Origin of the sequence: Neobacillus sp. OS1-32, from assembly GCF_030915425.1 — a bacterium.
In the GTDB taxonomy this organism is placed as follows: Bacteria; Bacillota; Bacilli; order Bacillales; family Cytobacillaceae; genus Neobacillus; species Neobacillus paridis.
This window is the reverse complement of record NZ_CP133263.1, coordinates 3,679,403-3,690,909: the sequence shown is the minus strand read 5'-3', so window position 1 is coordinate 3,690,909 and position 11,507 is coordinate 3,679,403. Positions and strand designations below refer to the sequence as shown.

Genomic DNA, 11,507 nt, shown 5'->3' with positions numbered 1-11,507 from the left:
ATTGAGTCACTTACCTTTGCGACCTTTCCGGTAAGTTTGTTCACTACTATCCCCTGCTCTGACTTCTCACCATCCATAGCCTTAACTTGCCAATCACTGACTTGTTTAAGGTTTACCATAGTATGTATGGAGACGATGAGACCTCCTTGGGTCACGTCATCGGGCTTTCCCCTGAATCCAGTCCTCCTAACTAACAGAGCCTTCTTGTGGTTTTGGACACTCCCTTATTTTGCAGGGTTATCCGACTCAGCCAGCCAACATGGTTAAATAGTCGCCTGTTCCAGGTTTTGCCTTCAAGTCCTCTGCACATTTCCTCACGGCAATGCACTACCTGTCAGCTATACACTTCCGCCACTTCGGTGTGTTCGGGACTTTCACCCTCTAGTCCGATGCGCTGCCAAGCGCACAAAATCATCATTCTTTTTTTGAAAAAATGATGATTCAGGTTTAACCGCTGACAAATTTCAACATTGTCCTGCTAAGCAAAGTTAAACAATCGTTTGATTAAAAATAGCCAATTCCTTGGTAGGTAATGAGTCTGGCCACTAAATATTTAAAAATCTTGTCATTTTAAACAAACGTTTAATTGAATTGAATTTTCACACGACAATTTTCCAGAAGAATTTTCCGTGAGCTTCCTATTTCCCTCGTTTGAAAAAAGAACGACACTCAAGTCGTCCTCAACGTTGCTTTTTCCACCACTTTATTTAAAAAATAAACGATGGCTGACACCGTTCAGATCTTTACCCCCTTTCCTGCGTAAGAAAAGAGCATGAGGGCATTCCCCCATGCTTTAAACCCTTTTTTAAAAAAACTCCTGAGTGACAATTTTTACTTATTCATGCGAAACAATAAATTCCGCTTTTCCCTCTAATTGATATTCCCGAACACCATGAGGCAGGATAAATTGGCTGCCTTTTTTGACGTCGAAGGACTGTCCAGCAATTGTGAGCACAGCTTTCCCTTCGATGACACTCACCTGCAGGTAATCTGCTGTCATTTTACAATTGGCCTGTCCGTCTACTTGCCAATGAGACACGGTAAAATACTGTTCTTCTACTAATTTCTTTTCAACTAAGCCGCCATTCACGGTTTCCGTCTGCTCTAAAACCGCATCCTGATGGGGAACAGTAGTCACTTGTTTGGCCCGTTCCAAATGCAGTTCGCGCTTCTTACCGGTAGCATCTGTCCGATCATAATCATAAACACGATATGTGATATCAGAGCTTTGCTGCGTTTCGAGAATGACGATGCCTCTTCCAATCGCATGAATGGTACCGCTGGGAACATAGACAAAGTCGCCGGCCTTGACTTTAATGCGCCTTAACAGCCTGTCCCATTCCCCTTGGTCAATCATCGAGACCAATTCCTCTTTTGTCTTGGCATGGTGGCCATATACAAGTTCAGCCCCGTCTTCCGCACTTAACACATACCAGCATTCCGTTTTGCCATAAGGAACGCCTTCCACTTCACGGGCAAATTCATCATTTGGATGGACTTGAACAGATAAATCATCAGCGGCATCGAGGATTTTAATGAGTAATGGGTACTCTCCTGTTTCGCCCGCATCTTTATTAAAAAGTTCCTTATGATCTTTCCAGGCATCCGCCAACGTCTTCCCCGCAAGCGGGCCGTTCATAATCACGCTTGGGCCATGCGGATGAGCGGAGATTACCCAAGCTTCTCCTGTTCGCTCATACGGTATCTGATAATGAAATTCTGTGCTTAACTTTTGCCCGCCCCAAATCCTTTCCTGAAATACTGGCTGCAAAAAAATCGGCTCATTATTGTACATTGTAAACCTCCCATTACATTTCATGGTGATAACTTTTTTTTAAAATCACTCTTAAAAGACAAAATACAGTGTAGAGTCATAGCTAATTAGCGAATTTAATAAATTTATTAGCAAATTTTTAAGTTATATTAGCGAATTCAGATCACTTATTAGCGGATTGAAAGGTTTTATTAGCGAATCAAAAATAGCAATAATCTTGAATGAAATTCAGTATGAAAAATGCGAGAGGCCGCGATGACGCTTTCACGCGTCTAACGCATGCTGGGCCAGGATCAGCGCTCCGGTAATCCCGGCATTGTCTCCCAAACCTGGGCTAACAATATAATCAGGCAGCTCGGGCAATGAGATATAATTTTGAACAAACTCCGGCAAATACCGATAGATTGCTGTAAATACCGACTGTTGCTTCATGACTCCACCACCTAGGATAATCCTCTTTGGCGAAAGAATCAAAATATATTGCATCAAAGCCTGTGCCAGATAATACCCTTCTAGGTCCCACACCTCTGCCCGGTCAGCAAGCTGGACCCCTTTATCGCCCCAACGTTCTTCGATCGCCGGCCCGGAAGCCAAGCCTTCCAGACAATCATGGTGATAAGGGCATTTGCCCTGATAAGAATCGTTTGGGTGACGCCGGATCAGAATATGCCCCATTTCAGGATGGGAAAGCCCTTCAAGAATCTGTCCGTGAACGACCGCACCAGCGCCGATTCCTGTCCCGACGGTAATATATAAACAGCTGTCTACCCCTGTGGCCGCCCCCAGCGTTACCTCGCCCAGGGCAGCGGCATTCACATCCGTCGTAAAACCTACGGGTAGAGCCAACGCATCCTTCAATGTTTGGACAAACGGATAATTCCGCCATCCCGGTTTTGGAGTCGACGTTATGTACCCGTAAGTGCGACTTTCGCGGTCAACGTCGATCGGTCCAAAAGAGCCCACTCCAATCGCCTTGATTGAATGTCCTTGAAAAAACTCGATCACCTTCCCAATTGTTTCTTCAGGAATCGTCGTTGGAATCTGAACCCGGTCCACGATATTTCCCTTTTCATCCCCAACAGCACAAACAAATTTTGTTCCACCTGCTTCAATTGCCCCTAACATTAACATTTCCCTCCTACCGCTCAATCATATATTTTACCAGAAGTAACGGGATGCTTTTTTGAAAAAAGCAAACTAACCATTCCCGTTCTTTGTCACCAGGCTTGGCTTTTTCCAAATCCAATATAACGTTGGAACCATTATCACATAAATAATTGGAAAAAGACTAAACGAAATCGGCAACAGTTGTTCCATATTTAAGTATTTTCTCATCAGCAAAAAGATCAATATACCTATTATTCTACCAACTCCAAGTGGAATTTCACGAATAATGATATAATCCAGTCGTCTAACTTTATATTGTGGATCCTTTTCAATCGAAGAGTAAATCATCGCATTCATCGATGTGTTAATCATATTCATCGCAACTGGCTGAATCACAGCAAAAATAATTAATGATAGGATTACCGGATAGGCCGAGATTAAAATCGATCCTAATAAAATACTAATGGAGCCAATCGAAAAAATAGCAATGCGATAATCGGGATTTGAAAACTTGGCCAATACATAAAAAGCCAACATCGACATTACCTCAGCTGCTGTGTTAAAGACACCCAGGCTAAATTCCCCGCCAGCCACCTTGAATGTAATCATCGTAATAAGGAAGGTCGTATAGACTCCCGAAACAACCCCATCAGCCAGCATAACCGGATACATTCTTTTCCATTCCCGCGATGGATTCTTCAGTACCTCCCAGAGATAGCTTTTTTCAGAAACAGGATTTCCCTTTACTTTTAACGAAACCAAAAATGAAAGAAAAAAGAAAATACAGGTTGCAATAAAGACAATATAGTATCCGATCATCCCTTTAAATTGAGAGATAATGATCCCAGAAAGAAAAGGAGCGATGATCCCGCCAACAGTAAACAAAATTCCCTCAATATATAAAAATTGGTCACGTTTATCATTAGTTGTCAGGTCCAGTACAGCCATATGCACCCCGACATAATACAAGCTCATCGCCAAGCCCATGGAGATCCCCATCAAAAAAATGTGATGGCTTAAGCTATGGTGAAATAGCAGCATGATTAAATACGTAATAAGGTAAAAAATAAACCCTAAGCGCATCGTAATCATCGGACTGGTTTTCCTGGCAAACCACGCACATATTCCAAAACAAAAGATAATCGAAACCGACCAAAATAAGCTGTAATAGGCCAATAAGGAATACGTTTTGTCCAATTTCCATAAAAAGACACTTTGAAAAATAGCTGACAGAGACGTGCCAAAGGAAAACAAACCATTCATGATTAGGTAAAATTTCAACTCAGTTGAAAAGGAATTAAAAATTTTTATCATCTAAATGACCCTTCAAAAAACAGATTTTATTACACCCTGTTCTTATTCGTAAAGAATAACAGCCTTGGAAACGTGCAAGCTTGCAAAATCCCCCATCACCTTCGGCAGCTCGTCAACGGTAAAGCGATGAGAAATAAGTGATTTGACGTCTACCACCCCTTTTTCAATTAAGGAAATAGCTTCTTCATGTGTGAAGGGATTGACGAACGAGCCCTTGATAGTCAGCTCTTTAGAAAAAATCTCAAACGGTGAAACCATCATAACCGTTTCCGGAGCAGCTACTCCAAAAAGCAATACCTGCCCGCCTTTAGCAGCAGAACGAACAGCCAGCTCCATACTTTCCGGTCTGCCGACACATTCAATCACAACGTCTGCCGCCAACTTAGAAGAATGGAATGGATTGATTACCTGGTCGGCGCCAAGCCTATACAAGAGATCTTTTTTATTCTCGGCAGGCTCGCTCACGATAATTGATTGGACATGCTGCTGTTTGACCAATTGTAAAAATAACTGTCCAATAAAGCCGCCGCCAATAATCAATACCCTTGAAAGTGGGGATAGTTGAATCTTTTTAAAGCCATGCAACACACAGCCCAAAGGCTCGATCAGTGATCCTTCTTCAAACGTTAAATTGTCAGGAAAGGGGTAGCAATTTGCCGCCGGTACTGTACAGTATTCACCCATACCGCCATCCCGGGTCACACCTACTGCCTGAAGATGGTCACATAAATGTGCCCTGTTACTACGGCAATATTTACAAGTCCCACAATAAATATTGGGATCAATTGAAACCCGGTCCCCTATTTCCAAGTTCGTAACCTCTGAACCTATCTCGACTACCTCCCCCGCTAATTCATGGCCAAGAACAATCGGGGTATGGACCTCGGCAGATCCCGGGTGCCCATGATATATATGCTGATCGGTCCCACAAATACCGCAGCTTTTGACCTTAATGACCACTTCCTTTTCTGCCGGTTTGGGATAGGCCCAATCGATAACCTCTAATTGCTTAACGCCTTGTAACACCGCTGCTTTCATTCGTCTCATCTCCAAACTTAAAAATACCCGTACTATTAAGTGCACTGACTCTTAATGTACCCCAAGGAATTTCTTTTCCCTGCGCCTGCGAAACTTTAATTGTTTTGGATTCATAGGCAAGCAGATCAAAGAAATTATCCTCGATAATTAACTGCTCCATATCCAGTTCAATCGTTACCATCCGTGCCAATACATTCGTGGTAATGGTTAACTCACCTGCAGCTTTATTTACCTTTACCGTTAACTCAGCACAACCTAAGCTTAAATCCTTTTGATCACGGAAATAATACATATTTTCATAGACTTGATGATTTTTCGAGCGGAGCACCATAACGGCCTCTGTCGGATTAAGCCCGCCTAATGCCTCAGTTTCCACTACTATATCAATCTGTTTTGAAACATTGGCCTCAACCAATACAGACCATGTCTTGGAAAAGACTTTTTCCCCATTATAGTGATAGACTGCCAATTCAATCTCATCCTTGTAGGCAGATAATCGATCATTGACAACCCAAATGGCGATTTTTTCACCCGGTTCATGGTCTGCCGTTAATAAAATTGGGCTGTAAAACTTCCGTGCATAATGATAAGCAGCCTTCGGCAACAGATAATAATCGATCACCGACCAGCTTGTTCCCGGCCAGCAATCATTGAGCTGCCAAACCAATGTTCCGCTCGTATGCGGTTTGTTCCTGCGATAGTGCTCAATCCCAAACTTCAAGCCTTCCGCTTGGGTTAACATCGAATAAGCAATGTACTCATCGAGATTCTGGGGAACCCCCGTATACCCTTCCATCAACAAAATGCCCTTTGGATGATGGATATCTTTATTGCGGTATGCCATTTCTTCACTGCCCCAGAAAAATTGCTCCTTCGGAATATTGCGCTCTAAAGTATAGCGGTTTGATGAGGCATGCATTCCAAATTCACTGGCAAACAGGGTTGTATCGTTTTTAAAGTTTTTAAACGATAAACCTGCTACGCTGTAATCCACCCTTTGCGGTTCACCAAACTTTCTCGGCTCAATATTGCCATGCCAAACCTGCCAATTATGAGTGTCGCCTTGTTCCCTTGAGTTATGGTCATTCCCTCCGAAGGGCGAGCTTGGCCAAAACAGTCTGGTTGGGTCCAATTCTGCCAACAGCTCGGGCATTAATTCATGATAGATCTTTTCTCCATAAAAAGGATGCGGGATTTCCCCTGAAGCTGCCAGAGCCTCGTAGAGCCAATCATTCTCATTATTACCACACCAAATCGCCAAACACGGCTGATTGCGTAATCGCTTGACAATCTGGATGATTTCCGCGCGCACATTAGCCATGAAATTTCTGTTGTAATCAGGATACAAGGCACAGGCAAACATAAAATCCTGCCAAACTAAAATTCCCAGCCGGTTGCATTCGTGATAAAAGACTTCCCTTTCATAAATGCCGCCGCCCCAAACACGAAGCATATTCATATTGGCATCCTTCGCCATTCCGATTAAATGCTGGTAGCGAGAATCCGGTACGGCCCCGATAAAGCTATCAATGGGAATCCAATTAGCTCCTTTAGCAAAAATCTTCACTCCATTTAGAACAAAGGTGAAACGATGGTTTCCTTTCTCATCCGTCTGCATTACCTCTATCGTCCTTATCCCAAAATCCTCACTTCGGCAATCAATTTGGATCCCATCTGCAAACAAAACTACCTGAAGCTGATACAAATGTGGTGTTCCAATATCATGGGTCCACCACAGCTTGGGAGCAGGCACTTCCAAATTCATTACCGTGCTTTTACCGACAATCTTTTGATGAGCCGTAACCGTAACCGCATTATCAGAATCCACAAGGCTGACCTGCACCTCGAAACTTTTATTGCTGTGAAACTTTTCAATCTCTAGCTCAATTGCAACTCGCGCTTGATCTGCTGAAATAAACGTCGTTTTGGCAAACACGGCATCAATTTTGGCTGCTGTTCTTTTTTCTAAATGAACATCTTTCCAAATGCCAGCAGTAACCAGACGAGGTCCCCAATCCCAGCCATAATGGCTTTGGGCTTTTCTCGTCCAAATCCGCTTTTTACTAAAACCAGACCAATAATATTGCACCTTATCCTTCACGTGAATATGAACAGGGTCAAATTTAACCGCCAAAACATTTTTTCCATGCCGCAGCTCCCTTGTCACTTCAAAGGTATGGCTAATAAACATATTTTCCGTTGAACCTAGCTCAATTCCGTTTAAATAGACGGTGGCAAAGGTATCCAGTCCGTCAAAAATTAATTCATAGCGGTCTTCCTGACTTATATCAGCATGAAATTCAAAGGTGCTGCGATACCACCATACCTTTTCCTCCACCCACTGGCATTTTAAATCGTTATGACCGTAAAAGGGGGCATCGATCAGCTTGTGCTCGATTAAGGTAGAATGAACATCACCCGGTACCTTCGTTGTCATCCAAAAATAATCAATATATTCCGGGGAAGCCACTTCAAGATCACGAGCAGCTCCCACATCAAATTGCCGAATTTTCCAGTTATCATTTAATTTCATTGAAACTTCGCCTGCCTTGTTCTTTGCTGAAGTGATTCAAAAAGTAGATGCACACTTAAAAGGACCAGAATTGCTGCGGCAATTATGGCCCGTTACCTACTAGTTTCCATAGTTTAGAGAATCAAGGATTTCCTGCAAGCTTAATTCTGCGCAAGCCATGGATGTATCAGCGACCCCGTAATACAGTTTTACCACGTCGCCAGCAACAACTGCGCCGCAGGAAAAGACGACATTTCCAAAGAAACCATCCACTTCATAGTCAGCCTCCGGCTCAAGTACAGGCTTATCTGAACGAGCGATGACCTTTGTCGGATCTTCCAAATCCAAAAGCACCGCCCCCATACAATAGCGGTCATCCTTGGACGCCCCGTGGTAAATCTCGAGCCAGCCTTTTTCTGTCTTAATCGGCACGGCGCCTCCGCCCATACGGCCGCTATCCCACATGCCTTCTCGTAAACCCAGCAAGTATTTATGATTTCCCCAATGTAAAAGGTTGGTAGATTCAGCAATCCAAATTTCTGGTTTACCCACACTTCGTGGAACAGGTCGGTGAAGCGCATAGTATTTGCCATTAATTTTTTCCGGGAAAATCAATACATCCTTGTTTTCCGGCGCAAAAATCATCCCGTGATGCTCAAGATGGATAAAATCCTTGGTTGAAACCATCGCCTCTCCAACACCAACAGGAGAAACCGCACTAAAGTAGATATAATACGTATCATCGATTTTAGTAATCCGCGGATCCTCAATTCCAAACGTCTCCAATTCATTAGAAGGGTACACAAACGGCTTGTCATCAATTGTAAAATGATGACCGTCTTTACTTCTGGCAATCCGCAAATATGATAAAGAAGTTAAGTATTTAAACCCTTCGGATGAGTCATTTTCACGAATGACCCGGGGATCGGAAAAATTATATTTAGGGTAATCTAAACGTAATTCTAAAATTTCCAGCTGTCCCTTGTCAGGATTGTAAATCGGAGCTTTTATTATGTTTGGATCTTCGCTAATGGGCCGCTCCGCTACGCGCAGCAGCATAATCGTTTCATCTTGATAGGTGGTAACACCAGCATTAAACGCACCGATTACCTCGAAGTCGTCCCGATGGGGCTTAACATCGGCAGGGGTAACCAATGGGTTTTGTTCATATCGATATACTTTCATTTTTAATGCTCCTATTCATAAATTAACGTTCATATTGTAAAAAAGGATCGGGCAGAATCATCTTTTGCGCTTCTGCATCACTAATCCCGGCATATAATACAGCGTTGCCATCAGCCTGACGGACAAGCCCGCCGCTAAAGACGACATCGATTAAATCTGGACGTTTTGCAGGCCCGGGCAGAAACTGACTTCTCACTGCAATTAACTTCATATCGGAGATTTCCCCGGTATCTGGGTCAAGAGCAAAAACCATTGGATAATAATGACGATTCCCTTCCGTATCAAAATTAGCAATATGCCCTAAAACACCTACTAAACCATTTGCCAATAAATGTGGTTCATTGCAACCGCCCCACTGTTCGTCAATAAATTGTCCCTCCAATAAAGGCGCCTTATTGATGACCTCAATTGACAGTTCCGCTAACGAGGAAATACGTGTCCAGCCAATTTTTCCCCGACCGCCCTTTTCTCCCTGCGGCCTTGTCAACACGCCAATTGTTCCGTCCTTTAGCTCAATCAGACGGAGGTCCTTCATGCCGTTCGGGCCCTTGGCAAATTCAGTTAATTCGGCAATCGACTTGCCCCGATAAAGTACGGTGCGCCAGCCCAGCTGACCAGCAAGAGTAGCGTGAGGAAAAATTTGTACGCCTCCCAACACCAGTTCACTGGCTATTTTCGTAAAAAAAGGATCCTGCAGCTCAAATACAGGGGCGTTTTCTCTTGGAATCCACTGCCCGCCCCGCTCGACAAAAAAGTAAACCTGGGAATGTTCACTGTCACGCGCTTCCACCCGTCCCGCAATGACAAGCTCACCTTCATCTTCAAATGGTGCCGTTATATTATAGACATCCTTTTCGCCAACTCCAGAGAAGCGGATTTTTTCAACTTGAACAGATCTTACGGAAAATTCCTGCAGCAGCTGTTCACATGTTTTCACGTTGCCTTTCTGTAATCCGGTCACCCTTTTTCCTCCTTTACTATCAAGGCTTCATCGGGAAGAATCTTTACGGTATTACCAGCCTCGATTGGTTTTCGCTTAGTTGATAGTAATAATTTCACATCGGTTGAAAAATACCGATCTAGATCTAATGTTTTGATCTGGTCGGTGAAATTGAATAGGACAAGAACCCTTTCTGAAGGATCTTTTCGAACGAAATAGATCATGCCTGAATCATAATCAAATAACTCATACTCACCCGTGCGTAACGATGGGTGTTCCCTTCGCAGCTGTAACAATTGCTTGTAAAAGGACAGCATCGAATTTGGATCTTGAAGCTGTTTCTCGACATTTACTTCCCGATAATCAGCTGGGATCGTAATCCAAGGCTCCGTCTCTGAAAATCCTGCATAGATATCTCCATTCCATTGCATCGGAGTTCGTGACTTATCACGTGATTTATCATTAGCAATCAAGAGGGCTTCATCGTCAGACTTGCCTTCCTCTAATGCCAGCGTATAGGCAATTCTTCCTTGAACATCCTGCATTTTTTCAATGTCATCTGTCACCCAATCACGCATACCAATTTCATCACCAAAATAGATAAACGGCACCCCTTTTGCTGTCAGCATAAAGGCAGCAAATTGTTTCGCCCGGTCTTCACCGCCGCCAAAACGAGAAATAAACCGTGGCATATCATGGCTGGAAAAGAATAAAGTTGGCGTTTGTTCCAGGTCATAAGTCTTTTCAGTTGCCGATAACTCCTGATAAAGTTTTTTCGGATTAAACTCTTCGATACTGCCAATGTTAAAATTAAATACCACATCAAGCTTGCCGGTGCCCGAATAGTGTTTCAAAACATCCAAATCCTCGGAACCAACCTCCCCGACAAGGAATTTGTCGGGATATTGATGAACGAAAGCAGCAATTTCCGAAATAACCTCTAAAACCCCGTTCTTGGTCCTTATCATATACATGGATTTGTTCCTGTTTAGCAGCATCAAACGGATTGTCTGGAAACAAATCATGAACTGTCAAAAAATTAATGACGTCAAGCCTGAAGCCGTCGACTCCCTTTTCAAGCCAAAACTTCATCACGTCAAACATTGCTTGTTTAACCTCGGGATTGGCCCAATTTAAATCCGCTTGTTCTTTGGCAAAGGCATGATAGTAATATTGATTAGTTTCTTCATCCAATTCCCATGCCGGACCGCCAAAGAATGATTCCCAATTATTGGGCTGATCGCGCCAAATATACCAATCCCGCTTTGGATGATCTTTGGAGGAGCGGGATTCCTGAAACCACGGATGGGCGCTCGATGTATGGTTCAATACCAAATCAGCAATGACTCGAATATTCCGCTGATGGGCTTCTTTGATCAATCGCTCAAAATCACTCAGCGTTCCATAATCAGGGTCGATATCATAATAATCAGCAATATCATAGCCGTTATCGACTTTTGGCGATGGATAAAAAGGCGTCAGCCACAAACCATCAATCCCCAATTCCTTCAGATAATCAAGTTTTGAGGTAATCCCGGCAAAATCGCCAATTCCATCCCCATTTCCATCTTTAAAGCTTGGCATATAGATTTCATAAAATACGGCTTCTTTCCACCATTTCTTCATAACGATAGCAG

At 43.3% G+C, this 11,507-nt stretch carries 9 protein-coding genes; all 9 read right to left on the bottom strand.

Annotated features, from left to right (window positions below; translation table 11 throughout):
* Window positions 1-835 precede the first annotated feature (835 nt).
* Complete coding sequence (gene manA, locus RCG24_RS18270; protein WP_308077670.1) at window positions 836-1,795, bottom strand: mannose-6-phosphate isomerase, class I; 960 nt, start codon at window positions 1,793-1,795, stop codon at window positions 836-838.
* 243 nt (window positions 1,796-2,038) lie between these two features.
* Window positions 2,039-2,899, bottom strand: coding sequence for an ROK family protein (locus tag RCG24_RS18265; RefSeq protein ID WP_202655984.1), 861 nt, complete (start codon window positions 2,897-2,899; stop codon window positions 2,039-2,041).
* Window positions 2,900-2,971: 72 nt separating this feature from the next.
* Window positions 2,972-4,162, bottom strand: coding sequence for an MFS transporter (locus tag RCG24_RS18260; protein WP_308077669.1), 1,191 nt, complete (start codon window positions 4,160-4,162; stop codon window positions 2,972-2,974).
* Between the two features lie 75 nt (window positions 4,163-4,237).
* Entirely contained in the window at window positions 4,238-5,233 is a 996-nt protein-coding gene (locus tag RCG24_RS18255; protein WP_202655986.1) for a zinc-dependent alcohol dehydrogenase family protein, read from the bottom strand.
* Window positions 5,205-7,766 (bottom strand): glycoside hydrolase family 2 protein, encoded by a 2,562-nt coding sequence (locus tag RCG24_RS18250; protein WP_308077668.1) that lies wholly within the window; start codon window positions 7,764-7,766, stop codon window positions 5,205-5,207. The genes RCG24_RS18255 and RCG24_RS18250 overlap by 29 nt, the downstream gene beginning before the upstream one ends.
* Window positions 7,767-7,865: 99 nt before the next feature.
* The gene (locus RCG24_RS18245; RefSeq protein WP_308077667.1) at window positions 7,866-8,930 is read right to left on the bottom strand and encodes a BtaManbiosPhlase; all 1,065 of its coding nucleotides are present in this window, start codon (window positions 8,928-8,930) and stop codon (window positions 7,866-7,868) included.
* Window positions 8,931-8,952: 22 nt separating this feature from the next.
* Window positions 8,953-9,891: an MTP-1 family protein gene (locus RCG24_RS18240; protein ID WP_308077666.1), complete on the bottom strand. Its 939-nt coding sequence runs from the start codon at window positions 9,889-9,891 to the stop codon at window positions 8,953-8,955.
* Complete coding sequence (locus tag RCG24_RS18235) at window positions 9,888-10,796, bottom strand: alpha-amylase family glycosyl hydrolase (protein ID WP_308079210.1); 909 nt, start codon at window positions 10,794-10,796, stop codon at window positions 9,888-9,890. The genes RCG24_RS18240 and RCG24_RS18235 overlap by 4 nt, the downstream gene beginning before the upstream one ends.
* Window positions 10,693-11,496 carry an alpha-amylase family glycosyl hydrolase gene (locus RCG24_RS18230; protein ID WP_308077665.1) on the bottom strand — a complete coding sequence of 268 codons (804 nt, stop codon included), beginning with the start codon at window positions 11,494-11,496 and terminating at the stop codon, window positions 10,693-10,695. Before RCG24_RS18230 ends, RCG24_RS18235 begins: the two co-directional genes overlap by 104 nt.
* Window positions 11,497-11,507 lie beyond the last annotated feature (11 nt).